The organism is Nocardia sp. 2TAF39 (assembly GCF_052114905.1).
GTDB lineage: Bacteria > Actinomycetota > Actinomycetes > Mycobacteriales > Mycobacteriaceae > Nocardia.
Map to the genome: position 1 here is coordinate 36,824 of NZ_JBFRFQ010000022.1, position 25,653 is coordinate 62,476.

The window sequence follows — 25,653 nt, forward strand, 5'->3', positions numbered from 1 at the left end:
ATTCTTACCTGAACCGCGCTGTGTGTCGCTATGTTCGGCACGACAAGCGCAGTGCAGTCACGGGAGGAGACGAAATGATCCTGGTCGCAGGAGCCACCGGCAATATCGGCGCGGAACTGGTGCGGACGCTGAGCAAGCAGGGCAAGCCGGTGCGGGCGCTGGTGCGCGACCCCGCGAAGGCCACCCTGCCATCCGGAGTGGAGGCGGTCACCGGTGATCTGAACCGGCCGGAGACGCTGAGCGATGCGCTTGACGGCGTGCACGGCATGTTCTTGCTTTCCGGCTACAACGACCTCCCCGACCTGCTGAAACGGGCGAAAAAGGCCGGGGTGCAACGGGTCGTGCTGCTCTCGGGCGGCTCGGCCGCGCTGCAGGACCTGGACAATGCCGTGTCCCGCTATATGACGCTGTCCGAGCGTGCGGTGCGCGCGTCCGAGCTGGCCTGGACATTTCTGCGGCCCAGGTCGTTCATGTCGAACTCGCTGCGCTGGCTGCCCCAGCTCGCGGTCGGCGACGTCGTCCGCGTACAGTTCCCCGACGTACGGGTCGGGGGGATCGATCCCGCCGACATCGCTGCGGTCGCGGCGACAGCGCTCACCGACGGCGGGCTGGACGGGCAGGTCCTCGAGCTGACCGGACCGCAGGCGCTGCTACCCGCCGAACAGATCGCGGTGCTCGCCGCCGTCCTCGACCGCCCGCTCGTCGCGCACGGGCTCAGCACTGAGGAGACGGAGGCCGAGCTGGCCGCCACCATGCCACAGGAGTACGTTGACGCCTTCCTCCGCTTCTTCGCCGACGGCACGCTGGACGAGGCGACGCTCTACCCCACTGTCGAGCAGGTGATAGGGCGCCCACCCCACACTTTCGAGCAGTGGGCAACGGCGCACGCCGACGCGTTCAAGTGAAAACCGCCTGAGTGACCCGCATTCACCTCTCCTGACCGAATTCGGGCATCACGTTCTCTTGCATCAGCCTGGCCGCGGCGTCAGGGCTCGATTGCGGGACTGGGACTGTACTTATCGGACGCTGTGGTCGTCGGCCATCCCGCCACTGAGGAATCAGCTGATGGCCGCGAATTCGACCAACCCCTGCGCGGGTGACACGGTGGCCGTGAAATCCCATGCGTGCAGGCCGCATCGGGCTCACGGTAGTTCGAACGGCAGCGACACTCCCGCGTGCACACGACACCGCTCACAGGTGTCGGTACCGTCGACCGCACCTACCGCGCGGCGGATGAGTTCCTTGAACGGCGCGAGATTGCGCTTGAACTCGGCGAAGACGTCGACGGCGTGCACGCCGCCACCCTCCTCCAGGCCCGCGTCCAGATCGGTCACCAAAGCGACTGCCGCATAGCACATTTCGAGTTCGCGGGCGAGTACAGCTTCGGGATGGCCGGTCATGTTCACCAGCTCCCAGCCCTGCGCGGCGAACCATCGGCTCTCGGCGCGCGTGGAGAAGCGCGGCCCCTCGACCACCACCATGGTGCCCGAGTGCATCATCGGCAGCGCGTCGGTCTCGGCCTTGATGGCGGCGGCACGCAGTTCGTCGCAGTACGGGTCGGCGAACGAGACATGGATGCCGCCGCCGCCGAAGTAGGTCTGCGGTCGGCCGGAGGTCCGGTCGACCAGCTGGTCCGGCACCGCGACGGTGCCGGGGCCCCAGTCCGCGCGCAGGCTGCCGACCGCGCACGGCGCGAAGATCCGCCGCACGCCGAGTGAGCGCATCGCCCACAGGTTGGCCCGGTACGGCAGGGTGTGCGGTGCGTACTCGTGGTTCTTGCCGTGCCTGGGCAGGAAGGCAACCGGCCTGCCCTCCACCTCGCCGACCGCGATGGCCGCGCTCGGCGACCCGTAAGGGGTCTCGACCTCGACGGTCGTCGCCTCGTTGTCGAAGAAATCGTAGAAACCACTGCCGCCGATGACAGCGAGCGCAGGCCGAGAGTGCGAACTCATATCGCAATTGTCCCGTCTCGCCTCGGCCGCCGCATCACGGGGCGGCGCGACCGCGCCGGGCCGACGTCGGGGATGATTCACCGGAGGAATCGTTCGACGTGGAGCGGGGCGTGCCGGGTGCCAGCGCCGGCCTGGGCGCGACCCGGCGGTACGGGGCCCTGACCTGACAATTCACCCCGGCAGATGTACCCTAGGGGGGTATTGACCGGTCCGTCCCGCAGACCGGCAGGCAGCGAGGAGACACCGGTGGCAGCCACCCCCAACGATCACGCGACGCACGGCTATATCACCGCCAAGGACGACTACCTCAAACGGCTACGCCGCATCGAGGGTCAGGCGCGCGGTCTGCAGCGGATGGTGGAGGAAGAAAAGTACTGCATCGACATCCTCACCCAGGTCTCCGCCATGACCAAGGCACTGCAAGCGGTCGCGATGGGCCTGCTCGAGGATCACATCAGCCACTGCGTGGTGGACGCGGCGGTCGCGGGCGGCCCAGAGGCCGAAGCCAAGATCAAGGAAGCCACCGACGCCATCGCCCGCCTGGTCCGTTCCTGACCGGTCACGCCCGCACATCGCCGCTGGCCAGGAATGGGACGCCGATCAGCCGTGCCAGCGGCGGTAGACCTCGGCCGCTCCGGGATGCAGCGGGATAGAACCGGTGCTGATCAGCGAGCGACCGTCGAGGAACTGGGTGCCCGCCGCCTCGGTGGGCACCAGCGAATCCGCCTGCCACACCAGAAGCTCCACGATCGAGGCGGCCACCTCGTTCGGCATGCCGGCGGCGGCGAGCAAGAGGTTCGCCACACCGATCGTGTGCACCGCGATGCCACCCGGGTAGGCGTCGGCGGGAATCGCGACCCGGTCGTACACCGGCCCGAACCGCTCCCGCATCGGCGCGGCCAGTTCACCCATGTCCACCAGCCGCATCCGGCTCGGCACCTCGAGCAACGCCGTCGGCACACCGCCCGCCCACAACAACGCGTCCGCGTCACCATCGCCCAACGCGGCCACCGCCTCGGGCAACGGCCGATGCGAAATCGCCACATCGACACCGGGATTCAACCCCGCGACCCGCAGGATCCGCTCGCCGGTCAGCGCCGCACCGGACCCCTCCGCCCCCAGACTCACCCGCGCCCCGCGCAGATCCGCGACCGCACCGATCGGACTATCGGAACGCACGACCAGTTGCAGATAGTTCTCGTACACCCGCCCCAACGCGGACAGCGTCGCGGAGCTACTCGATGAGGGGTGGTGGTCGGGCGACGGGTGGGCCACTCGGTCGATGCTGTCCCCCACCGAGTCCGAGAGCGCGAGTGCGGCATCCACCTCTCCGCGTGCGAGCAGCGTCAGATTGGCCTGAGAACCCGCTGTGGTGACCCGTTCGATCCGCACGTCCCCGTCCTTCGCCGCCGCGGCGCCGAGCAACCCCGCGAACGCGTGATAGAAGCCGCCGACCTCACCGGAGGCCAGCCGCACCGTGGCCCCCGCGGCGCGCGGACCGCACCCCGCGATTCCGGCCGCGACCGCGAGGGCGAGGAATCCGCGCCGACCGATGCCACCCGGTTCGCGCCGTGTCATCGGTCCACCACCGCGGGCAGTCGGACACCGATCGCGAGGCCGTGCGGATGGATCGCTTCGACCGTGAGGGTACCGCCGCGCGCCTGCGTCAGCGCCGCGGCGATCGGCAGGCCGAGCCCGGAGCCGCCGGACGGTGCCGACGAGCCGCGGAAGAAGCGGGTGGTGAGCTTGTCGATCTCGCCGGGCGGTACCCCAGCGCCGTCGTCGCGGACGGTCACCGTGACCCAGCCGGGCTCCGTCGCGACGGTCAGCTCGGTGTATGCACCGCGACCCGCGTAGCGCGACGAATTGCTCAGCGGGACATCCAGAATCTGGGCGAGCACGTCGGCGGAGACCGCGACGTCGGCATGCGCGGGTGACGGCGCGACGTGTAGTTCCTGGTCGGCCGCCGTGAATGCCGAGCACCAGGCGTCGAACCGGTCGGCGACCACTTGCACGGCGTCGCAGTGCCTGTCGTCGGCGCTTCGCACGGCGTCGAACGCAGCGGGTGTCTCGGCGACAGCGAGACTGAGCAGGCCGTCGAGCAGCGCGGTCAGGCGGTCGACCTCGGCGCCCGCGCCACGGAAGGTACTCGCGGCGCTCTCCGGAATCGCGGACTCCAAGGAGTCGAGTCGAATTGTCAAGGCAGCCAGCGGATTACGCATCGCATGCGCGGTGTCGGCGACGAGCTGGCGCTGCGCGTCCGCGGAATCGGCGACGGCGAAAGCCATAGCGTCGAACGATTCGGCGAGCGCCCGCATCTCCGGCGGCCCGCCATGGCGACCCGCGATCGATACCGGCGCGACGGTGTCCGCACGCGGCTTCGGCAGCGTCGCGGTCAATTCCGCGACCGCGTGCGAGAGCGCCGCGAGCGGCCGCAGCACCCAGCGGCTGAGCGTCACCGCCAGCAGCATGAACAACGTCATGGCCACCACGCCACCGATCACGATCACCGCCCAGGCCCGCCCGATGTCACCGCGGGCTCGGGCCGTGGACGCCTCGATCACGACAGCGCCGTTCACCTGAACGCCGGTGCCGACGGGCCGCGCGACGAGCATGGTCGGCGCGCCCCACGGTGTCAGCTTGTCCACCGCGTGCGGACGCTGATTGCGGCGCGCGGCCGCCACCGCCGCGACAACCCCGGGATCGGTCACGTCAGCGCCCGCGTTCACCGCTGTGGTGCCTCTGGCATCGACCACGAGCACGTTCTCGCCGTACAGCTCGTGATAGCGGCTCACCTCGTCGGCAAGCGCACGGCTGTCCCCCGTGCTGACGGCGTCATCGGCGAGGTTCGCGAACCGGTCGGCATCCCCGGAGCGCGCCAGCACCAACTGCTGGGTGCGGCTGGTCGCGATGGTCAGCGACAGCGGAACCGCGAACGCCAGCACCGCGATGGCCGCGAAGACCGTCAGCGCGACCAGCAGGCGACGCCGCATCGCATACCTCCGGCCCGCCCGGCTGCGCGCATCGTGCTCACTGCCCCCACCGATATCCGTAGCCGCGAATGGTGGTGATCAGGCCCGGCCGATTCAGCTTGGCCCGCAAGCCGGTCATGTGCACGTCCAGCGAACGCGACACCGCGACGAAGGCATCGCCCCAGATCCGGTCCATCAGCTGCTGGCGGCTCACGGCGGCGCCCGGCCGTTCCACCAACGCCTCGACCAACTCGAATTCCTTCTGCGTCAACGTCACCGGCACGCCGGCCACCTCGACCATGCGGGCGCCGAGGTCGACCCGTACGTCACCGGTGACCACCACCGACTGCGCCTGCTGCGCAGCGGCGGCCGCGCGCCGGGTCACCGTCTCCAGCCGCGCCACCAGCTCCGCGATCCGCGGCGGCTTCACCAGATAGTCGTCGGCGCCGCCGCGCAGGCCGCGCACGATGGAGCGTTCGTCGCTGCGCGCGGTCAGGATCAGCACCGGCACCGTGCTCACCTCGCGCAGTCGGCGTAGCACCTGCAGGCCGTCACCATCGGGTAGCCCCAGGTCGAGGATCACCGCGTCGTAGTCACGGTGGGCGATCAGCAGATCCGCACCGCGGCGTAGGCGTTCGGCACGGTAACCGCGGGCGTTGAGCGCCTCCGCCAGCGCGTCTCCCACGCCGTCGTCGTCCTCGACCACCGCAAGCCGCACGCGCCGATCCTCCCATAGCGGGTGGATCGGCGCGTGTGCCGGGCGGTCAGTCACGCACGGTGACGAACGGTCGTCCCGGCTCGGCCACCGCGACGCCGGACCTGGTATCGGCGTCGGTGGTGGGCTCGTCCGCGTCGATCGTCGACACCGTCGAGGTCTCCCGCATGAAGTAGTAGGTGACCAGCGAGACGGCGATGCATCCCGCGACGTACCAGAAGTACAGCGACTCGTGGCCGCCCTTCTTCAGTGCTAGCGCGATCGTCTCCGCCGTGCCGCCGAAGATGGCGACGGTCAGGGCGTACGGCAGGCCGACACCGAGCGCGCGGATCTTGGTCGGGAACAGCTCGGCCTTCACGATGGCGTTGATCGAGGTGTATCCCGTGATGATCACCAGAGCGCCCATCATCAGCGCCCAAGCCGCGACCGGATTGGTGGTGTGCGCGAGCACGGTCATGATCGGCACGGTCAGCACGGTCCCCGCGACGCCGAAGAAGATCAGCAACTTGCGCCTGCCGACCCGATCCGACAGCGCACCGGCCAGCGGTTGCAGCACCACGAAGACCAGCAGCGCGACGAAGTTGATCCACGCGACGGTCGACTTGGAAATGCCAGAGGTGTTGATCATGAACTTCTGCATATAGGTCGTGTACGTGTAGAACGCGACGGTTCCACCCAGCGTCAGCCCGATAACCAGCAGACATTCGCGCGGATACTGCAACAGGATGCGCAGCGAACCGCGCGACTTCTGTACACCCGAGGACACGGCCGTCACGGCTTCGGCTGTGCTGTTCGCCCGCTCGGATTCGGCGCGGAACTGCTCGGACTCGTCCATGCCGCGCCGCAGCCACATCACGATCAGCGCACCGGCCGCGCCGATCACGAACGGAATCCGCCAGCCCCAATTGTTCATCTGGGCCGTGTCGAGGAACTGCTGCAGCACGATCTGCACTCCGAGCGCGACGAGCTGGCCGGCGACCAGGGTCACGTACTGGAAGCTGGAGTAGAACCCGCGCTTGCCTGCCGAGGCCACCTCCGACAGATAGGTCGCGCTGGTGGCGTACTCACCGCCGACCGAAAGACCTTGCAGCAGCCGGGCCACAAGTAGTAGGGCGGGCGCGGCCAGGCCGATGGTCTGATATCCGGGCGTCACGGCGATCAACAAGGAGCCCGCCGCCATCACGGTCACCGACAGGGTCAGCGCCGAGCGGCGACCGAACCTGTCCGCGTACCGGCCCAGCGCCCAGCCCCCGATCGGACGCATCAGGAAGCCGACGGCGAACACGGCGGCGGTGGACAACAGCTGCGCTGTCGGATCGTCCTTGGGAAAGAACGTCTTCGCGAAGTACACGCTGAATGCGGCGTAAACGTACCAGTCGTACCACTCGACGAGGTTGCCGATGGACCCGCGCAGAACGTTCGCGACCACCCGGCGCTCGCCTACTGGCTGTGTCGTAGTCACAAGATCTCCTCACTCCGACGCCTCATCGCGTCGTCGCAGATCAGTGTGTCGGCAGTCACAGGTCCGGCGGAATGGCTCTGCTCACTTCCTAACAATCCCTTAGGACGATCGTGGCAAAGCCCCTGGTATGCGCAAACGGGTTCGGCCCCCGGCTGACGCCGAGGGCCGAACGAGTTCGTCTGCTCGAAGGGAAGCTCAGGACCTTTCGGCGAGCAACGGCGCGAGGGTGCGCAGCGCCGCGAGGTAGTCGTCGCCGAGGATCTGCGGGGCCACGTGGTTCGCGCCCGCGTCGAGGTGCTCGGTCAATCGGGCGGCGACCTGTTCCGGCGTTCCGTGCGCGACGACGGCGTCGAACACCCGGTCGCCGGGTGGAGTGGTGAAGTCGGCGTCAGTGAAGCCGAACCTGCGCAGGTTCGACACGTAGTTCGTCAGGCCGAGGTAGAAACCGATCGTCCCATCGGCTATCGCGTGCGCCTCGCTCGGGTCGTCGGTCAGCACCACCTTGTGCTCGGTCGCCAGTAGCGCCTCCGGGCCGATCGTGCGGCGGGCCTGCGCGGTGTGCTGCGGCGGCACGAAATACGGCAGCGCGCCCGCGGACCGCTCGGCGGCCAGTTTCAGCACGCGCGGGCCGAGCGCGGCCACCGCGCGGCGCTCGGTGGGCACACCGGCGGCGTCGAGTTCGTCGAGGTACTCGACAAGCGCGTCGTAGGGCTTGCGGTATTCACCGGTGTGTTCGGGGTGGCCGGCGCCGACGCCGAGCAAGAACCGGCCCGGGAAACGCGCCTCGATCCGGTGGAACGATTCGGCGGCCTCCTTCGCCGCCGACGCCCAGATGTTCACGATGCTGGTGGCCACGGTGATCGTCTCGGTCGCCGCCAGCAGCGGCTCGACCGTAGCGAGATCCGCGGGCGGTGAGGCGCCCAACCACAGCGTGCCGTAGCCCAGCTGCTCCAACTCCCGCGCGTCCTCCGGGCTGAACCCGTTGTACGCCCGCCACACTCCGAACCGTCCGAGACTGTCGAATGCCATGTCCGGAGCCAACACAGGCGCGCATACGGGTATTCCATGCCCGTCGGCGACCGGGCTTCGACCTGAGAGGTCGATAGCCCTCGCGTGCGGAGAGGGCTAACGTGGCGGGTGCACAGCTACCGGCGCCCGCCGCCGTGGCAGGCGTCACCACTGGGAAATGGAGGTGATTGCTGTGCTGAGATTCGATCCATTCCATGACATCGACACCGTCGCTCGTCAGCTGCTCGGTGAAACCGTCGGGACCGCTCGCGCACCGAGATTCATGCCGATGGATCTGTTCAGAGCGGGCGATCACTACGTTCTGAATGCCGACCTGCCAGGTGTGGACCCAGGCTCGATCGACGTCAGTGTCGACAGCGGCACGCTCACCCTGCGCGCGCAACGTACTGTTTCCAGCGAGGAAGGCGTCCAATGGATCGCCTCGGAACGCTTCGCGGGCACGTATATGCGTCAGCTGTCTCTCGGCGACAATGTCGATGCCGAACAGATCAGCGCGACCTACAACAATGGTGTGCTGTCGGTGACGATCCCCATCGCGGAACGCGCGAAGCCCCGCCGCATCGAAATTTCCGGTGGGTCCCAGCCGAAGACGATCGAAGCGCAGACAGGGCAGTCCTCGAAGTGACCGCCTCGTTTCCCCGCACCCCTGCGCGGGTGCGGGGAAACCTTGCGCCTGAATACTCTTCTCAACGCCTCAGTCGCCGCAGCATCTTCCGTCCCCGACTGGGACGGACCGGATCTCGCGCGTCTGCGCATTGCGGGCGGCGAGTTCCCCGTCGGCGGGATAATCGACGCCGATCAGGCTCAGGCCGTGCGCGGGCGCCACGGTGACCGCACTGGAACGTTCGGTCTCGTGCAGCAGCTCGCCGACCCACTCCGGAGTGCGGCGGCCCTCCCCGACCGCGAGGACCGCACCGACGAGACTGCGAACCATGGACCAGCAGAACGCGTCCGCGCTGACGTAGGCGGTCAGCAGGTCACCGTCGCGCACCCAGTCGAAGCGCTGCAGCTCGCGGACGGTGGTCGCACCCTCCCTCCTGCGGCAGAATGCGGCGAAGTTGTGCAGCCCCAACAGCTTTCGCGACGCCGCGCGCATAGCGTCGACGTCGACGTCGGACCGGCATGCGACCACGCTGCGCGCATGTAACGGCTCGGCGCCGTAGGGAGCGGTGGTCAACCGATAGGTGTAGTGACGGCGGATCGCGGAGAACCTCGCGTCGAAATCCGGCGGTGCGAGCCGTGCATCCTTGATCCGCACGTCCTTCGGCAGGAACCGCGCCATCCGATGCACCAACTTGCCCGCGTCCAGCTCCGCGGTCGTATCGAAATGCGCTACCTGCGCCTCGGCGTGCACGCCCGCGTCCGTGCGCCCCGCCACGGTGAGCTGGATCGGCTCACGGAACACCTTGGTCAGTGACTCCTCCAGCACCCCCTGCACGGTGCGCAGTCCTGGCTGACGCGCCCAGCCGAGGAAGTCGGTGCCGGCGTACGCGATATCGAGCCGGACACGGACCCCCGGCGCGTCGACCGCGCCGCTCTCGGGTGCCTGCGCCCCAACTGGTTGCGGGTCGGCCGACGTCGATCCCACCGAATCCTCCACGGTCACACTGTCTCCTAGTCGAAACGAACAAGCCCGCCGACCCAGTGCGGGTGGCGGGCTCGTTCGAGAACTGCGACGCGAGGCGTCAGGCGTCCTTCTTGTACTCGGCGGCCCCGTCGACAGACGGAGCTTCGCCGGTCTCGGCGACGGCCTCGTCGGCCTCCCCCTCGACGATCTCGGCGGCCGGGGCCTCCGCGACCTTCTGCGACGCGGCAACGCGGCGAGCGCGATCAGCCTCGTTGGTCACGGTCTTCTCCCGGACCAGCTCGATGATCGCCATCGGCGCGTTGTCACCCTTGCGGGGCAGGGTCTTGGTGATGCGGGTGTAGCCACCCTCGCGCCCCTCGAACGATGGGCCGATCTCCGCGAAGAGGTCGTGCACGACATCCTTGTTGCGGATGACCTTGAGCACCTCGCGACGGTCGGCCAGGGTGCCGCCCTTCGCCTTGGTGATCAGCTTCTCCGCGTACGGGCGCACGGCCTTGGCTTTGGCCTCGGTGGTGGTAATCCGGCCGTGCTCGAAGAGCGCCGTGGCCAGATTGGCGAAGATCGCCTTCTGGTGCGACGCCGACCCGCCGAAGCGGGCACCCTTCTTGGGCTTGGGCATTGTGTGGTTCTCCTTGTATTTTGCCGGCGCTCCCGGGGCCCTTCGCGGTTACGCTCCGCTTCCGCCTACGGCCCGTCGCTCGCGCCGGGTTGTCGGCCGGTCCGAGGCGCCTACCCCGACGGCCTAGAGCTGTTCGGTCTCGGCGTAGTCCTGCTCGCCACCGTCGGTGTCACTGAATGTGCCGTTGTCGCTCCACGTCCCGGTGCTCGCGTCGTAGCCCACCACGCTGGACGGGTCGAACGACGCCGGGCTGTCCTTCAGCGAGAGGCCGAGCGCGTGCAGCTTGACCTTGACCTCGTCGATGGACTTCTGGCCGAAGTTGCGGATGTCCAGCAGGTCCGACTCGGTGCGGGCGACCAGCTCGCCCACGGTGTGCACACCCTCACGCTTGAGGCAGTTGTAGGACCGGACGGTGAGGTCCAGGTCCTCGATCGGCAGACCGAACGAGGCGATGTGGTCCGCCTCGGCCGGCGAGGGGCCGATCTCGATGCCTTCCGCTTCGACGTTCAGCTCGCGGGCCAGGCCGAAGAGCTCGACCAGGGTCTTGCCCGCCGAGGCGAGCGCGTCCCGCGCGCTGATGGAGTTCTTGGTCTCCACGTCCAGGATGAGCCGGTCGAAGTCGGTGCGCTGCTCGACACGGGTGGCCTCGACCTTGTAGGTCACCTTGAGCACCGGTGAGTAGATCGAATCCACCGGGATCCGGCCGATTTCCGCGCCGGACGCCTTGTTCTGTACGGCAGGGACGTAGCCGCGACCGCGCTCGACGACGAGCTCGATCTCCAGCTTGCCCTTGTCGTTCAGGGTCGCGATGTGCATGTCCGGGTTGTGCACGACGACGCCGCTCGGCGGAACGATGTCACCGGCGGTGACGGTACCGGGGCCCTGCTTGCGCACGTACATCGTGACCGGCTCGTCCTCCTCCGAGGACACGACCAGGCCCTTGAGGTTCAGGATGATGTCGGTGACATCCTCCTTCACACCGGGAACGGTGGTGAACTCGTGCAGGACACCGTCGATACGAATGCTCGTGACCGCGGCCCCCGGAATCGAGGACAGCAGGGTACGGCGCAGCGAGTTGCCCAGGGTGTAACCGAAGCCCGGCTCGAGCGGTTCGATGGTGAACTTCGAGCGGTTCTCGGCGACGACCTCTTCGGTCAGCGTCGGACGCTGTGAAATCAGCATGTGGATCATCCTCCTGTTTGGGCGCCCGCTATTTGACGCCTCGCCTTAGGGGTTGTGCGTGATCGCCGCTCGAGCGACCTGCAAGCAGTCGCTAGTGACCATCACGCACCAGCAGCAGCGCTGTGTGCGCGAACCGCCCAGGGTAACCAGGACGGCTCGGCGCTGATTACTTCGAGTAGTACTCGACGATCAGCTGTTCCTGCAGTGGCACATCGATCTGAGCGCGCTCCGGCTCCTGGTGGACCAGGATCCGCAGGCGACCCGGGATGACCTGCAACCAGCCAGGAACCGGGCGGTCGCCGACCGTCTCGCGCGCGACCTGGAACGGCAGCGTGCCGAGCGACTTCTCCTTGACATCGATGATGTCGTACTGGGAGACCTTGAAGCTGGGGACGTCGACCTTGCGGTTGTTCACCAGGAAGTGGCCGTGGCTGACCAGCTGGCGAGCCTGCCGGCGGGTACGCGCCAGGCCGGCGCGGTACACGACGTTGTCGAGCCGGGTCTCGAGCAGACGAAGCAGGTTGTCACCGGTCTTGCCCTTGAGACGGTTGGCCTCTTCGTAGTACCGGCGGAACTGCTTCTCCATGACGCCGTAGGAGAAGCGAGCCTTCTGCTTCTCCTGCAGCTGAAGCAGGTACTCGCTCTCCTTGATCCGCGCGCGGCCGTGCTGGCCGGGCGGGTAGGGGCGACGTTCGAACGCCTGGTCGCCGCCGACGAGGTCGACGCGCAGACGACGCGACTTGCGGGTGATGGGGCCTGTATAACGAGCCATTTTTCGCTATTCCTTTCCCGCTAGACGCGACGCCGCTTGGGCGGACGGCAGCCGTTGTGTGGCTGCGGGGTGACATCGGAGATCGTGCCCACTTCGAGGCCGGCGGCCTGCAGCGAGCGGATCGCGGTCTCGCGGCCCGAGCCCGGGCCCTTCACGAACACGTCGACCTTCTTGACGCCGTTCTCCTGCGCCTTGCGGGCGGCGTTCTCGGCGGCGAGCTGCGCGGCGAACGGGGTCGACTTGCGCGAACCCTTGAAGCCGACGTGGCCCGAGGACGCCCAGGAGATGACGTTGCCGTTCGGGTCGGTGATCGACACGATCGTGTTGTTGAACGTGCTCTTGATGTGCGCGTGGCCGTGCGGGACGTTCTTCTTTTCCCGGCGACGCGACTTCTGGGTCTTCTTGGGGCCGGAGGCCCTGGACTTCGGAGGCATCGGTTATCCCTACTTCTTCTTGCCGGCGACGGTGCGCTTCGGACCCTTGCGGGTACGCGCGTTGGTCTTGGTGCGCTGGCCACGCACGGGCAGGCCACGACGGTGGCGCAGGCCCTGGTAGCAGCCGATCTCGATCTTGCGACGGATGTCGGCCTGCACCTCACGGCGCAGATCACCCTCGACCTTGAGGGCCGAACCCTCGATGTAGTCACGCAGCTGCGTGACCTGCTCGTCGCTGAGGTCCTTCGAACGCAGGTCCGGGCTGACGCCGGTCGCCTCGAGGATCTCCTTGGAGCGGGTACGGCCGATGCCGTAGATGTAGGTCAGCGCGATCTCCATGCGCTTTTCGCGCGGGAGATCAACGCCCATGAGACGTGCCATATGGCAGTTCCTTAGTGTCGCGGAGGTCTGCTCCCTGTCCGTCCCCTCGTCTTGTGGGGCACCGGCCTCCGAACCGGTGGTAGGCGCGCACGCTCCGGGCGAACCCGGATTTCCGCAGCGTGCGGCTGGTGCTGGGAGTTCGTCTTTGCCAATCCGAACTGCGGTTCGGTGCTTGGCTGGTGCTGCGTCGAGCGACGCCGTCGGCAAAGCCTCGGGCGCGGTGGAGCGAGGTCTCCCCCGCTTCCGCTCAGCCCTGGCGCTGCTTGTGGCGCAGGTTTTCGCAGATCACCATGACCCGGCCATGACGGCGGATCACCTTGCACTTCTCGCAGATCTTCTTGACGCTCGGCTGAACCTTCACGTCCGTCCAATCTGTTGTGGTTCACACGGGTGTGAACACAGGTTTTCCCCAGTCGGCGACTGGGGAAGTCTCTGTGGTGAGTCTTTCGACTCGGCCCCGGCCCGAACCGGGACACGGCCGACTCGCACCGACCCGACCGCGCCTGGCGCGATCACTTGTAGCGGTACACGATCCGGCCACGCGACAGGTCGTAGGGCGAGAGCTCGACGACCACGCGGTCCTCGGGGAGGATACGAATGTAGTGCTGCCGCATCTTCCCGCTGATGTGCGCGAGAACTTTGTGTCCGTTCTCGAGCTCGATCCGGAACATCGCATTGGGCAGCGGCTCGACAACTCGACCCTCGACCTCGATGGCCCCGTCTTTCTTCGCCATGTCCTCCGCGATCCCGGTTACACTCAACCTGGTTTGTTTGCCTTGTTTCTGCTTGTATGGACCGATCGTTGACACAACCGGACGCATGCAAACAGTCGGAGCCTAGGTGCACCGCCGCTCCAGCTTACCGACCTGCCCCGGATCGGGCAAAAATGCCTCCCTGTGTACCCGCTTCGTCAGGCGTTTCGTAGCTACCTTCCCATGCCTGGTGAGCGTCGGGTCCGCCGCCGCGGTGGTATCACGTTGTCGCGTAAACTGACCGCTGTCCAGGTAATCGGGTCGAGCAGATCAAGGGGGACGCGTGAGCGAGCGTAACGAGCAAGCCACAGGGACAGCGCCCCTGAGCGACCGGAGCCCAGCGCTAGCGAGGTGCAGCCGTGAGTGAGCGAGCCACAGGCACAGTGCCCCTGGCCACGGCGGAGCCGAGCGCTAGCGAGGTGCAGTCGTGAGCCGTAACGACGACGGCCTCCCCATGCTGCCACCATGGCTGTCCGAGAGCGAAGTCACACAGGTCGGCTACGAAGCGCCGGTACAGAATCTCCCGCACGACGACCTCATCGAGGAAACCTCCAACCGCAGGCGCGGGCGGTTCAAGAACCGGGCACCGGAAGCCGAACGCCCGGAGAAGCGCCGCAAAGGCTGGCGCCGCGACAAGCAGGACGGACACCCCGGCGAGGAACAGCGTCCGAACGGTCAGGGCCACGCGCGCCAGCCCGGACCGGAAGCGCCGCCGCGGGACCAGCGACCGCACGGCTCGTGGCAGCAACCCGTACCCGAGCAAGCGCCGCCGCATCAGAACCTTTCCTGGGAGGGCGAGCCCCAGCACACCGGCGGCGCACAACCCGGCCTGCCGACCCGCAACCCCTCGCAGCCCTCCCCGGGATTCCAGCCGCTGGGCAGCAGGGCCGCCGAGCCGCCGGCGCCGAACGGCCGCTCCGCGCCGCACCAGGCCCGCAGGCCGGATCTGCCGCCGCCGCCATCCCTTCCCGACTCGCCACAACGGGTACTCGGTGAGCAGACCGGCCAGGTGCCGGACGGCGAGAGCACCGGACGGTCGATGCACGACGGCGCCGTCGGCCCGTCGGCGCAGACGGGTGAACGTCCGGCCGGGACACAGCCCGGTGAATGGCCCTCCACTCGGCCGACCGACAACCATCCGACCGAGGAACCGACTGCCGCGACGCGGCCGAGCCAGTGGCCCACCCCGCCCCCTGGTGAACGGTCCACACCTCCGATCGGCGAGCACCCCGCGACACCACCCACGGCAGCGAACCACACCTCGCCCTCCGCGACGGGGTCGGCAGGTGCGTGGCAGGCCGGTGGTCCCCGACCAATGGGCGAAAACGGAACCACACCCCCGATCCGTGAACACCCCGCAGTACCGACGGGTGCGGACCGCACAGTCGCGCCTGCCGACAGCCGTCCCGCCGTGCCGGCGCTCGAGAGTCAGCTCGCCCCGCCGACGGGGGGGCCTCCGGTCGTGCGGGACACCAGGACGAGTCGGTCGTCCGCGCCGTCCGATGACTGGTCTACCCCGCCGTTCGTCGGCGAGGACCGGACACCGCGGCAAGCAGATAGTTCGGCGACGCCGCCCATCGGCGAGCGCCCTTCGACACCGCCGACCAGTCAGGTCGCCGCACCGACGGGGTCTTCCCCCGCAGCCACCGGCGGTCCTGCCGCGGCGGGTTCCGGCGGTCCACCACCGTGGTGGGGTGCCACACCGCCCCCCGAACACGGGGCAGCGCCCGAAGCCGCGGCGCAGCCGGACGCCGAGTCCCGGCAGTCGGGTGCGGCCGGATCGGCGAATCCCGCTCGCATCCAACCGGATACCGCGGGGTCGAGCTGGACCTCTTCGACAGCGTCGGTGGCCGCCTCGGCACGGCCCGTCGCAAGCGGACGACACAGACTGCCCGCCGAGGAGCTCGACCAGCGGCCTGGTCCCCAGACGCCAGGCGAACAAGCGCCGAACTTCGACCGGCAGCCGGGCCTGGAACCGCCGGCCCCGCAGCAGCACACCGACTCGGCTCGGAAGGACACAAACTACGCTTCAGGCCCGCACGCTCCGAGCATCCCCGTCCGTGAACACGCCGGGCACCCACCGGAGTTCGCGGGCGGCCAGGCGCCGGGCGGCGAACGGATCGGGCCGCACGGGCCCGCCGAATACCCGAACACGGGTCAGGCCGAATCCACTGGCCACCCGACCCAGTTCGTCGGCGGACCGGCACCGGTCAACGGCCCCGCCCCAGTAGGCGAACCCGCCGACCAGTTGCGCAACACCACCGAGCACGGCGGCTCCCGCGCGCGGGAGGAATCCGGCCAGGCAGCGCCATACAGCCGGGCGACCGGCGAGCAGTACCGGCCTGAGCCCCAGGGGTATGCACAGCCCACTCCACAGGCGGACGGCTCGCAGCGGAGCAACCCGCCGGGATACGCACAGCCGCCCGCCCAGCAGCCGAACTACCAGCCGACTGCGCAGTACCAGCAGCCTTTGTTCGACAACGTCCCGCGGCGGCAGGTCAAGCGACCGCCGGGAAGCGGGTGGCGCAAGGCCGTGCACCATGTCTCCGGCGGCGCCATCAACCCCGGCATGTCCGCCGAGGAGCGCAGGCTACAGGAGCTGGTCGCACGGATCAGGCAACCGGTGCGTGGCGACTACCGGATCGCGGTGCTCTCGCTCAAGGGTGGCGTCGGAAAGACCACCACGACAATGGGTATCGGCTCCATCTTCGCGTCCATTCGGGGCGACCGGGTGATCGCGGTGGACGCCAATCCGGACTTCGGCACGCTGTCGCAGCGGGTGCCGCTGCAGACCAGGTCCACGGTGCGCGATCTGCTGCTCGACTCGTCGATCCAGCGGTACTCGGATGTTCGTAGACACACCTCGCAGTCCACCAGCCGGTTGGAAGTGCTTGCCAGCGAACGTGATCCGGCTGCGTCGGAAGCGTTCAGCGAGGAGGAGTACCGCGCGGTCGCGCGGATCCTGCAGCGGTTCTACAACATCATCCTCACCGACTGTGGCACCGGATTGATGCACTCGGCGATGTCGGGCGTGCTCGATCTGGCCCACTCGCTGGTGCTGATCTCCTCCCCCGCGATCGACGGGGCGCGCAGTGCCGCTGCGACTTTGGACTGGCTGTCGCTGCACGGGCACGACCACCTGGTGCGCAACGCTGTGGTGGTGATCAACTCGCCGCGGTCGGGGTCGCCGAACGTGGGCATCCAGCAGCTGCGGGAGTACTTCCTGTCCCGCTGCCGGGCCGTGCACATCATCCCGTTCGACCCACACATGTCCGTGGGCGCCGAGATCGACCTGCACCAGCTGCACAAGCAGACCAAGCGGGCCTACGTGGAGCTTGCCGCGACCGTCGCGGACGACTTCGCCACCGATCACCGCCGCTATCGCCCGTGACGCTGTCGGGCCACCGCTAGCGACTGCTCGCAGGTCGCTCGAAACGGCACCGCTAGCCACTGCTCGCAGGTCGCTCGAAACGGCACCGCTAGCGACTGCTCGCAGGTCGCTCGAAACGGCACCGCTAGCCACTGCTCGCAGGTCGCTCGGAACAGACCCCGTACGCCGGGCGTCGAAAGACGCGCTCTATCAGGAAAATTCGGTCGAGCAGGGAAACCGATGACTCGGCGCGTAGAGAGCGTGGAGTGCCGAGCTACCGACTCACCACTCGGGCAGTCGCCGTCTGCCCGCCATGACGTCGCGCACCAGATCGTCGTAGCCGTCCGCGAGTTCGGCGAGACGATGCCAGGCGCTGTGCAGCAGCTCGTCGTGCGCGTCCAGGGTCATCAACGCGTGGTGCGCACGCACCGACGACTCCGCGAGCCGGTCGATCACCGCGCCCACCGTCTCCGTGTGCAGGGTGGCGCCGAACCGATGCTGCGGCACGCTGCGCAGCACCCAGTCGTCGATCGCCATCACCAGTTCGGCTCTGCGGCGCTCGATTTCGCGGATCACCGCCGGGGTGGTGTCCACCGAGCCGCCGCGGCCGACCAGCCGACGTTCGTGTAGTACCGCTAGGTCACGGGCGAACCACAGCAGCGGGCCGCCGACAACACGGTGCCCGCGACACGCCCGAACGAGCAGGTCGGACATAGGAACTAGTCCGGGTGCCGCAGAATGCACTAGTGAATCGACACACCTCGGTGTGTCCGGGGGGGCCATTACAACTGTTGAATTCGAACCTGCCACGTTGCCTCGCCGTCATCGCCGCACAACACCGGATCAGGACGCTCAATACGATAAACCTCTGAAGGCGCCTGTCAAGCGTTACTCGGCCGTAGAGAGTCACGAAGAGTCCACTTCGTTACCTGCACGACCGCCGAGGAGCAAGATGCCGGGTGGTCCGACGTATGCGGATCGCGGACCCCTTCCACGAGGAGGAGGTCCGCGCGGCCGAAGGGAAGCCAGGTGATCGACTGCCCCGTCATTCCGAGTTTGCCGATGGTATACGGGTCTCGATTACCACCGCCCGCAATGCGATCCAGGTACTGGTCACCGAAAATCTAGTCCACACAGTGGTTTCGCGCGGAATGATTGTCCGAGACCAAGAAGTACGGGATCGGTTGTCACCGACCGTATCCGTCCGGACCAGCCGAGGTCCGGACACCACATCTTCGAAGCGATAACCAAGGCGGCCGACCGCGAACCGTCCAAGGCGTTCAGCGCGAAGATGGAGCCCGGTCCGGAGGTGACGCTGCGGCTCGGCGTGCCAGGGAGAGGCCGGTCGCCACCTGGCCTGCGATGTGGTTCAGGTGGAAACCGGCTCTGCGGTAGTAGTCGTCTGAGTCGTCGGTTGCTGCACTGGGACTGTCGACGCTCCCTACATCGGCGGCAGGTGGGACACCTGGATCATCTCCGGCTCGCCACTACGGGAAACCAGGATGCCTCGGCCCGGCGGGAGCTTCGACGACCGGATGTCACCCAGCAGTTTTCCTTCGTCCTTGGGCGCACTCATCAGCAACGCGTCGACCGAAAGCTCCTTGAGCCTGCCGAGCACCTTGTCGTACAACGCCCGAGCAGCACCGCCCGAGCGTCGGGCCACGATCAGGTGCAGGCCGATGTCGCGAGCCTGCGGGAGATACTCGAGCAGCGGTTCCAGCGGGTTCTGCCCGGTCGCCACCATGTCGTAGTCGTCGACGACGACATAGATCTCCGGCCCGGTCCACCAACTGCGTTCTCGTAGCTGTTTCGGGGTGATGTCCGACCCAGGGATGCGCTTGCCGAGGTAGCCGGCGACCTCTTTGATCATTCCGACCGATGTCTGCGACGAGGTCGAGTATCCGGCCAACTGCTGGCCTTCGATGAGTCCGAGCATGGTACGCCGGTAGTCGATGAGGATGACCCTGGCCTGCTCGGCATTCGAGTTCTCCACCACGCCCATGACGATGTTGCGCAGCAAGGTGGTCTTGCCGCATTCCACATCAGCGAACGCCATGAGATGTGGCTGGATACCGAAATCCAGGACGAGTGGCTCGAGTTCGGCTTCCCCCAGCCCGACGACGACCCGCGTCGGGCCGAGTTCGATGCCACGCTGGCGTGCGGCGGCGAGCACCTCCCCGCGCGGGATCTTCAGGGGCAGCATGCGCACCTCGGGGGCGCGGCGACCGCCGAAGAGTTCGTTCATCTGTTGCTTCGCGGCGCCGACACCCTCGGCCAGCGTCAGCGGCTGGGAGTCCGAGTCCAGCCGCGGCAACGCGATCAGCATATGCAGTTTCTCCGGGGTCAAGCCACGCCCCGGACGACCAACGGGGACAAGCACGGCGGTGCGCCGGTCCATCTCGGAGTCGGACGGGTCGCCGAGCCGAAGCTCCAACCTGGTTCCGATGAGATCCTTGACGGCAGGTCGGATCTCGGCCCAGCGCGTCGCCGCGACCATGAGATGGATGCCATAGGACAAGCCCTGCGCCGCGATCGCGTTCAAAGCCGGCTCGAGCACATCGAATTCGGCGCGGATTGTCGGCCATCCGTCGACCACCAGGAATACGTCGCCGTGCAGATCCTCTGACAGCGGGTCGGCCGCACGATCCTGGGCGGTCATTTGGTTCAGCTTCGCCTTGCGCTGGCGGAACTCGTGGATCGACTCGATGCCCAGCTCGCGGAAGCGTTCCTCGCGCTGGCGAAGCAGCGTGGTCATCTCCGCGACGGTCCGGCGGACCCGGTCGATCTCCAGTCTGCCCGCTACCGATCCGACGTGCGGCAGACCCGCCAAGCCGGCGAGTGTACCGCCACCGAAGTCCAGGCAGTAGAACTGCACTTGTTCGGGGGTGTGGGTCGCAGCGGCCGCCATGATGATAGTGCGCAGGGTCGTCGACTTACCCGCCTGTGGGCCGCCGACCACGGCGAGATTGCCCTGCGCTCCGGACAGGTCGATGACCAACACGTCGCGGCGCTGCTCGTAGGGCTTGTCGATCACGCCGATCGGCATCCACAGCTGACCGTGCCGGTTCGCCGGCGATCGCCAATCCGGATCGGGCAGGAGCATGTCCACCGAGGGCGACTCGTCCAATGGCGGCAACCACACCTCGTGCGCTGGCCGTCCGTGCCCGGTCAGGCGCTGGACGACCACCTGCAGCAGGGTGGCAGGCACAGCCTCGGTGGGCCGGGCGACCTCGCTCGGCGGGGGTGGCAGCTCACCCGGCGACGGCGGTAGTTCCGGAAGTCCGCGGCCCACCGCACTGTCGGGGAAGGCCGACTCCTGTTCGGGCGCCTCCACCTCGCTCGCGGTGAACACCACCGCCGACTGGCCACCCACCGGACGCCCGTCGATCTGTTGTGTGCCCCGCGGCGAAACATACGGCCCGGACACGTAGCTGGCGTTGAACCGCAACGGATCGTCCGCGTCGCTCTTGAGATAGGCGGAGCCCGGCACGCTGGGCAGGTGGTAGGCGTCGGTGATACCGAGCACAGCACGCGATTCGTTCGCCGAGAAGGTGCGCAACCCGATCCGGTAGGACAGATGGCTGTCCAGACCGCGCAACTTGTTCTCCTCCAGCCGCTGCGAGGCCAGCAGGAGATGCACCCGCAGTGAGCGCCCCAGTCGGCCGATCATCACGAACAGATCGGCGAAATCCGGTTTCTGCGAGAGGAGTTCGGAGAACTCGTCGACAACGATGAACAGCGCGGGTAGCGGGTCGATCTGGGCGCCTGCGGCGCGGGCCTGTTCGTACTCGGTGACGTTCGCGAAGTTGCCCGCCGAGCGCAGCAGCTCCTGACGCCGGTTCATCTCGCCGGCAAGTGCGTCCTTCATGCGGTCGACCATCGAGAGTTCTTCCTCGAGGTTGGTGATGACCGCGGCCACGTGCGGAAGCGAGTCGAGACCGAGGAAGGTCGCACCGCCCTTGAAGTCGACCAGCACGAGGTTCAGCAGATCCGGTGAATGCGAGGTCACCATCGACAGCACCAGGGTGCGCAGAAACTCCGACTTACCCGAACCCGTTGCGCCGATGCACAACCCGTGTGGACCCATACCGTTCTCGGCGGACTCCTTGATGTCGATCTCCACCGGAGTACCGTCCGGAGTGACCCCGATCGGCACCCGCAGCCGCTCACGGGAACTGCGTGGACGCCACACCACGGCTGGGTCGATCTGCGCGGCGTCCGGAACCTTCAGTAGCGACATCAAGCCCGGATCGGCGCGTGTTTCGTCGCCGAGGCTGACGATCTGGGCGGCCGTCGCGACGCGGTAGCGGGCCAGATCCCGAGCGAGCGACTCCGCCTCGGCACCCGTCACCACGTCTGCGGTCGCGAACTTCTCGATACCCGCAGCCGATTTCGCCGCGACCATGCCGTCGCTGATGACGAGCTGGAGCCCACGGCGCACGGCCAGCCCGGCCTGCGGTGCGGTGAGGTCGAGGACCGTGACGGAGTCCAAGCCCGCGTCGCTGACGATCCGCTCGGTGCCACTCACGCGACCGTCATCGATGATGACGAGCAGGTGGACCCGCCCTGCGGTCGGCTGGGCGTTACGCATGAAGCGGCCGCGTTCGAGAAGCTCGGCCGCCATAGCCGTCTCCAGCTCCGCCAGCGAGCGGTACATCATCCTCGCCGAGCCCATCCCGTCCCGCTCGGTCGGATGCTGGAGGTGCGGAAGCCATTTGGCGAACGACCAGGCCTCGCCGTCCGGATCGGCGCAGATGATGGCGACGGCGGTGTGGTCCGGTCCGTGGAACGCCACGAACTCCATGAGCATCGCCCGCACCAGGGTGCGGGCCTCGGCGGGATCACCTTCGATGTTGATAGCCGGAAACGCGCGCAGCGAGATGGCGGTCGGCAGGCCGTGCACCACCGAGTGGGTGCGGACGAACCGGCGCAGCGCCACGGTCGAGACCGGCTCCAGGTCCTCCAGCGGACCGGTCTCCGGCCGCGCCAACTTGGTGGCCAGCCGATGGCTGCCGACGCCGACGCGCACATGCCCGAAATCCGGGTCGTTCGGGCGGCGCTCCCACATCCGCCGAGTGCCGACGATCGATTGCAGATCCGCCGGGTCGGGGTGGCTCCAGATCAGGGCGTCGAGCTGGGAATGGCCGGTCTTGCGCACATCCTTGCGCACCTGATCCAAGTAGCGGAAGTAATCCTTGCGCTCCTCGTTGAGCTCGGCAGCCTTCTTCGGACCACCGGCGCCCCCGCGCATTCCCGCCATCATGCCGACCATCGACATCAGCATCATCATCGGGAACATCATCATGAACGGGTTGGCCAGGAGATTGCGCCCCATCATGGCCATCATCGCGATCATGCCGACCACGGCCACCACCATGACGAGTGGCATCAGCTTGACCAGCAAACCGGCCGGTACCGCCCGCGGGATCTCCGGCGGCGCCGTGAGCGCCACTTCACCGCCGGGCGGCCGCGGTGGCGCGATCCGCGGTCTGCGCACAAATCCTTCGGTAGCCATGTCCTACTGTCCTTCTTCCGCAGGTTCTGCAGGGTCGATGGCACCGACACGGGTGCGGCGGAACGGAATCGACAATGTGTATCCGATGCCGAGCAGCGCAAGCAAGACGATCGTGCCGATGGTGGCCACCCGCCGGGGCATCGGATCGACGTAAGGCGGCGGCTGCGGCGCCGCGATGGGCCGCGCCACGTCTGCGTCCGCGTTCACCGGTTGCTCGGGTAGTTGCGCCGTCAACGCCGCCAATGGGTCGATGAGCCCGTGCCCGAGCTGATCGTCGCGTCCTGCGCCGGGTGCCTGTGCGGTGCGGCTGATCCGATCCATCACCTGCCCCGCCGACAGCGCAGGGAACCGCGCACGCACCAATGCCGCGAGCCCAGAGACATATGCGCTGGCGAAACTGGTCCCGTCGATGGATCCAGTGCCTTCGTTGGTCTGCACAGCGTTGACCAACCCCACCCCACCGGGTTTGCTGTCGAGCGAGACGATGTCGCGCCCCGGCGCCGCGACGCCGACCCATGGGCCGAATATCGAGAACGGCGACGGCTTGCCGTCGGCTTCCACCGAAGCCACCGACAGCACGTACGGGGAGAACCAGGCCGGGCTCACCGCGGTGCGGACCGCACCCCACCCCGAACCGTCGTTTTGAGCGTTGCACGCACCGCCCTCCTGGATGTTTCCGGCGGCGGCAACCACGACGACGTTGCGGTCGTAGGCATACTTCACCGCGGCGCCGAGCGCACCGTCGGCGGGAGCGACTCCGGCGGGCGTGCAGGCCACTTCGGAGATGTTGATCACGGTGGCACCGCGATCGACTGCGCGCACCACAGCGGCGGCCAGAGTCAGCACGGTTCCGTACCCGGCGCTCGAGATCGTGCCAGGCACATCGCGGCGGTCCCGGTCCTTCGGCTCGTAGGCCAGGCTCAACTGCCGGATGGTGAGAATCTCCGCGTCCGGTGCGACGCCGACGAACCCGTCGTCCGGACTCGGCCGCGCGGCGATGATGCCGGCCACGAAGGTGCCGTGGCCGTCACAGTCGACCGTTCCGTTCGAGTCGGAGACGTAGTCTCCGCCGGGCTCCAGGGCCGGTAGGCGCGGATGCGGGTTCACGCCGGTGTCGACAACCGCGACCTTCTGGCCCGCGCCCCGGCTGAACTGCCAGGCGGCGGGCAGGTCGAGAATCCGCTGCGGCAACGGCGCGTCCCGTGGTGCGGCGCCCGTGAGCAGGGGTTCGGCGCATACAGATCGCTGCTCGGTCGCGTCGGGCGGTCCGTTGACGGCCAGCGCCGCACCCAGCGCACCGTCATCGATCGCCGGCGGGGCGATCGCATGCGCCGGGGCCGGCAGTCCGACGAGGCTCAGGCCGAGAACCGCCGCGACACCGGCCAGCCGTAGCGGTATGCGTGACTTGTGCTGCCTCGCGATAGCCATCGATGTCACAGGTTTCTGGCGGCCGTGTACAGGTCCATGATCCAGAGCACCAACGGAATGATGGTGACGATCAGCACATATTCGAAGATTTCGCCCATGCGGCGGACGACCGGCGACATTTCGGTGTGCGGCCCGATGACACCGAACACCACCGCGACCGCAGCGACCGCGAGCAGTATCCCGGCGATCGGCACCAGCCACGAGGGATGGCCGAAGGCCACACCGACCATGATCGCGATCAAAGTGGCGGAGCCACCGACGATCAGTGTGCTCGCCTGGGTCAGGTCGGCGAACGAACGTCCCCGCAGACACAGGATCAGCGCGATGACCACGGCCAGCGCGATACCTTGCCAGCGCGCCGCGCCGAACGGGTCCGCGCCGATCACCGCCCCCGCCGCGGCCGCCACGGTGGATCCGATGAGCACACCGGACTGGTACTGGTTGGCGGCGCTGGCCCGCAGCTCCAGTCCCACCGCCGAGGGAAGGGCGGTGGCACCGATGGCACCGATGTCCTCGATGGTGGGCCGCGGTTCGTGGTCGGCCGGGTCGATCGCCGCGCCCGCGGTGGGCACTGGGGGCACCGGCAGCCGCGCCGCCGCCACCGCGATCCGCGGGGCCATGGTGAGCACGATGAAGGCCGCCACCATCGCACCGGCGGCGATCTTCGGCGGATCACTCTCCCAGACCATCCCCACGAACGCCGCGACACCACCGAACAGCGCCATGGTGACGACCGCGGCGAACATCGTCGCACCAACGCCGGTGACGCTGTAGCCGACCGCAGCGGCGACCAAAGCGGCAACGCAGGCCAGCAGCAGGTGCGGACTGCCTAAATCGCCGGGCACGAATAATGCCGCGCTGGCAAAGAACAAGAGCGATGCGAACAGCAACAACACCACGGCGGCCAACCGCGCCTGATACATCCGTATCGCGATCACGGCCGCGGCCATCGCGGCCGCGCCGGTGCCGGCCGTGAGGAAGCCGGTCGCGATACCCGCGCCGTGGCTCCTGGCTGCGACCAGCAGCGCGATCGCCGCGAGCACCGCGACGAGGGCCGCGGTCAGGCCCACCCATCGGGCCGATGCCGGCGACCAGCTTCGGAACATCTCGGTGGTCAGCTTCGACACCGCGTCGATCACATCGTCGAACAGCGCGGGCGACTCCTTGGTCGTCACCGACCGCAGTACCAGCAGCTCACCGTCGAACACCTCTGCCTCGGTCAGCGTCCGGTTGGGCGGGATCGGGTCGCGGCCGATCCGGGCCAGCGTCCAATGCTGCGTCTGCAGCGGCGCGCCCTCATCGGGGTCGGTCAAGTCCGGGGTGCGGGACTCGATCAATTCGACTACATCGGTGATGAAGGCGGCGATCGGAATTGTCGCGGGTAAACCCAGATCGATCTGGGTGTTTCCGCCGATAACCGACACACGGCACAGTTCCGGGTCAACGGCACCCAAGCCGCTGGTCGACGACTCGGTCACGGGC

At 67.9% G+C, this 25,653-nt stretch carries 23 protein-coding genes; 5 read left to right on the forward strand and 18 right to left on the reverse strand.

The genetic code is table 11. From position 1 onward, the window contains the following. Positions 1-74 precede the first annotated feature (74 nt). Positions 75-905 carry an NAD(P)H-binding protein gene (locus AB4Z47_RS16115; protein WP_441951603.1) on the forward strand — a complete coding sequence of 277 codons (831 nt, stop codon included), beginning with the start codon at positions 75-77 and terminating at the stop codon, positions 903-905. A gap of 237 nt (positions 906-1,142) precedes the next feature. Here the strand turns inward: AB4Z47_RS16115 and AB4Z47_RS16120 are convergent, their stop codons facing one another. After that, entirely contained in the window at positions 1,143-1,952 is an 810-nt protein-coding gene (locus tag AB4Z47_RS16120) for an S-methyl-5'-thioadenosine phosphorylase (RefSeq protein ID WP_441951604.1), read from the reverse strand. Between the two features lie 246 nt (positions 1,953-2,198). Here AB4Z47_RS16120 and AB4Z47_RS16125 point away from each other — a divergent pair, with 246 nt between their 5' ends. Next, on the forward strand, positions 2,199-2,507 hold the full coding sequence (locus AB4Z47_RS16125; protein WP_357266196.1) for a metal-sensitive transcriptional regulator: 309 nt from the start codon (positions 2,199-2,201) through the stop codon (positions 2,505-2,507). Between the two features lie 45 nt (positions 2,508-2,552). Here AB4Z47_RS16125 and AB4Z47_RS16130 read toward each other — a convergent pair whose 3' ends face one another. The 5 genes from AB4Z47_RS16130 to AB4Z47_RS16150 all read right to left on the reverse strand — a co-directional run bounded on the left by AB4Z47_RS16130 (position 2,553) and on the right by AB4Z47_RS16150 (position 8,130). Further along, a complete protein-coding gene (locus AB4Z47_RS16130; protein ID WP_441951605.1) occupies positions 2,553-3,530 on the reverse strand; it encodes a TAXI family TRAP transporter solute-binding subunit in 978 nt (325 codons plus the stop codon). After that, positions 3,527-4,945, reverse strand: coding sequence for a sensor histidine kinase (locus tag AB4Z47_RS16135; RefSeq protein WP_441951607.1), 1,419 nt, complete (start codon positions 4,943-4,945; stop codon positions 3,527-3,529). The genes AB4Z47_RS16130 and AB4Z47_RS16135 overlap by 4 nt, the downstream gene beginning before the upstream one ends. A gap of 37 nt (positions 4,946-4,982) precedes the next feature. Next, positions 4,983-5,642, reverse strand: coding sequence for a response regulator transcription factor (locus AB4Z47_RS16140; protein WP_441951609.1), 660 nt, complete (start codon positions 5,640-5,642; stop codon positions 4,983-4,985). A 46-nt stretch (positions 5,643-5,688) separates the two neighbouring features. Beyond that, positions 5,689-7,101, reverse strand: a complete 1,413-nt coding sequence (locus AB4Z47_RS16145) for an MFS transporter (protein ID WP_441951611.1) — start codon at positions 7,099-7,101, stop codon at positions 5,689-5,691. A gap of 195 nt (positions 7,102-7,296) precedes the next feature. Further along, positions 7,297-8,130: an LLM class F420-dependent oxidoreductase gene (locus AB4Z47_RS16150; protein WP_441951612.1), complete on the reverse strand. Its 834-nt coding sequence runs from the start codon at positions 8,128-8,130 to the stop codon at positions 7,297-7,299. A gap of 172 nt (positions 8,131-8,302) precedes the next feature. Between AB4Z47_RS16150 and AB4Z47_RS16155 the strand changes: the two genes are divergently transcribed. Continuing rightward, complete coding sequence (locus tag AB4Z47_RS16155) at positions 8,303-8,755, forward strand: Hsp20/alpha crystallin family protein (protein ID WP_441951613.1); 453 nt, start codon at positions 8,303-8,305, stop codon at positions 8,753-8,755. A gap of 69 nt (positions 8,756-8,824) precedes the next feature. On the opposite strand, the gene truA is transcribed toward AB4Z47_RS16155, so the two are convergent. The 8 genes from truA to infA all read right to left on the reverse strand — a co-directional run bounded on the left by truA (position 8,825) and on the right by infA (position 13,840). Then, the gene (gene truA, locus AB4Z47_RS16160; protein ID WP_441951660.1) at positions 8,825-9,730 is read right to left on the reverse strand and encodes a tRNA pseudouridine(38-40) synthase TruA; all 906 of its coding nucleotides are present in this window, start codon (positions 9,728-9,730) and stop codon (positions 8,825-8,827) included. An 85-nt stretch (positions 9,731-9,815) separates the two neighbouring features. After that, on the reverse strand, positions 9,816-10,337 hold the full coding sequence (gene rplQ / locus AB4Z47_RS16165; protein ID WP_441951614.1) for a 50S ribosomal protein L17: 522 nt from the start codon (positions 10,335-10,337) through the stop codon (positions 9,816-9,818). A 123-nt stretch (positions 10,338-10,460) separates the two neighbouring features. After that, on the reverse strand, positions 10,461-11,519 hold the full coding sequence (locus tag AB4Z47_RS16170; RefSeq protein ID WP_327112682.1) for a DNA-directed RNA polymerase subunit alpha: 1,059 nt from the start codon (positions 11,517-11,519) through the stop codon (positions 10,461-10,463). 166 nt (positions 11,520-11,685) lie between these two features. After that, on the reverse strand, positions 11,686-12,291 hold the full coding sequence (gene rpsD / locus AB4Z47_RS16175) for a 30S ribosomal protein S4 (RefSeq protein WP_441951616.1): 606 nt from the start codon (positions 12,289-12,291) through the stop codon (positions 11,686-11,688). A 20-nt stretch (positions 12,292-12,311) separates the two neighbouring features. After that, positions 12,312-12,725, reverse strand: coding sequence for a 30S ribosomal protein S11 (gene rpsK, locus AB4Z47_RS16180; protein WP_014981768.1), 414 nt, complete (start codon positions 12,723-12,725; stop codon positions 12,312-12,314). 9 nt (positions 12,726-12,734) lie between these two features. Beyond that, positions 12,735-13,106 carry a 30S ribosomal protein S13 gene (gene rpsM, locus AB4Z47_RS16185; protein ID WP_040686660.1) on the reverse strand — a complete coding sequence of 124 codons (372 nt, stop codon included), beginning with the start codon at positions 13,104-13,106 and terminating at the stop codon, positions 12,735-12,737. Positions 13,107-13,353: 247 nt separating this feature from the next. After that, a complete protein-coding gene (gene rpmJ / locus AB4Z47_RS16190) occupies positions 13,354-13,467 on the reverse strand; it encodes a 50S ribosomal protein L36 (RefSeq protein ID WP_040686659.1) in 114 nt (37 codons plus the stop codon). 151 nt (positions 13,468-13,618) lie between these two features. Then, positions 13,619-13,840 (reverse strand): translation initiation factor IF-1, encoded by a 222-nt coding sequence (gene infA / locus AB4Z47_RS16195; RefSeq protein ID WP_003418601.1) that lies wholly within the window; start codon positions 13,838-13,840, stop codon positions 13,619-13,621. A 445-nt stretch (positions 13,841-14,285) separates the two neighbouring features. On the opposite strand from infA, the gene AB4Z47_RS16200 reads away from it, so the two are divergent. Next, on the forward strand, positions 14,286-17,249 hold the full coding sequence (locus tag AB4Z47_RS16200; protein WP_441951618.1) for a nucleotide-binding protein: 2,964 nt from the start codon (positions 14,286-14,288) through the stop codon (positions 17,247-17,249). Positions 17,250-17,510: 261 nt separating this feature from the next. Here AB4Z47_RS16200 and AB4Z47_RS16205 read toward each other — a convergent pair whose 3' ends face one another. Beyond that, positions 17,511-17,942 carry a DUF4254 domain-containing protein gene (locus AB4Z47_RS16205; RefSeq protein ID WP_441951619.1) on the reverse strand — a complete coding sequence of 144 codons (432 nt, stop codon included), beginning with the start codon at positions 17,940-17,942 and terminating at the stop codon, positions 17,511-17,513. Positions 17,943-18,199: 257 nt separating this feature from the next. On the opposite strand from AB4Z47_RS16205, the gene AB4Z47_RS16210 reads away from it, so the two are divergent. After that, on the forward strand, positions 18,200-18,475 hold the full coding sequence (locus AB4Z47_RS16210; RefSeq protein ID WP_441951662.1) for a GntR family transcriptional regulator: 276 nt from the start codon (positions 18,200-18,202) through the stop codon (positions 18,473-18,475). Between the two features lie 194 nt (positions 18,476-18,669). On the opposite strand, the gene eccCa is transcribed toward AB4Z47_RS16210, so the two are convergent. From eccCa to eccD, 3 genes are read right to left on the reverse strand one after another with little or no spacing between them, the layout of a single operon-like run. Further along, positions 18,670-22,743, reverse strand: a complete 4,074-nt coding sequence (eccCa, locus tag AB4Z47_RS16215; RefSeq protein ID WP_441951621.1) for a type VII secretion protein EccCa — start codon at positions 22,741-22,743, stop codon at positions 18,670-18,672. 3 nt (positions 22,744-22,746) lie between these two features. Next, a complete protein-coding gene (gene mycP / locus AB4Z47_RS16220; RefSeq protein ID WP_441951622.1) occupies positions 22,747-24,171 on the reverse strand; it encodes a type VII secretion-associated serine protease mycosin in 1,425 nt (474 codons plus the stop codon). A 5-nt stretch (positions 24,172-24,176) separates the two neighbouring features. Further along, the gene (gene eccD / locus AB4Z47_RS16225; protein ID WP_441951624.1) at positions 24,177-25,649 is read right to left on the reverse strand and encodes a type VII secretion integral membrane protein EccD; all 1,473 of its coding nucleotides are present in this window, start codon (positions 25,647-25,649) and stop codon (positions 24,177-24,179) included. Between the last annotated feature and the right edge of the window lie 4 nt (positions 25,650-25,653).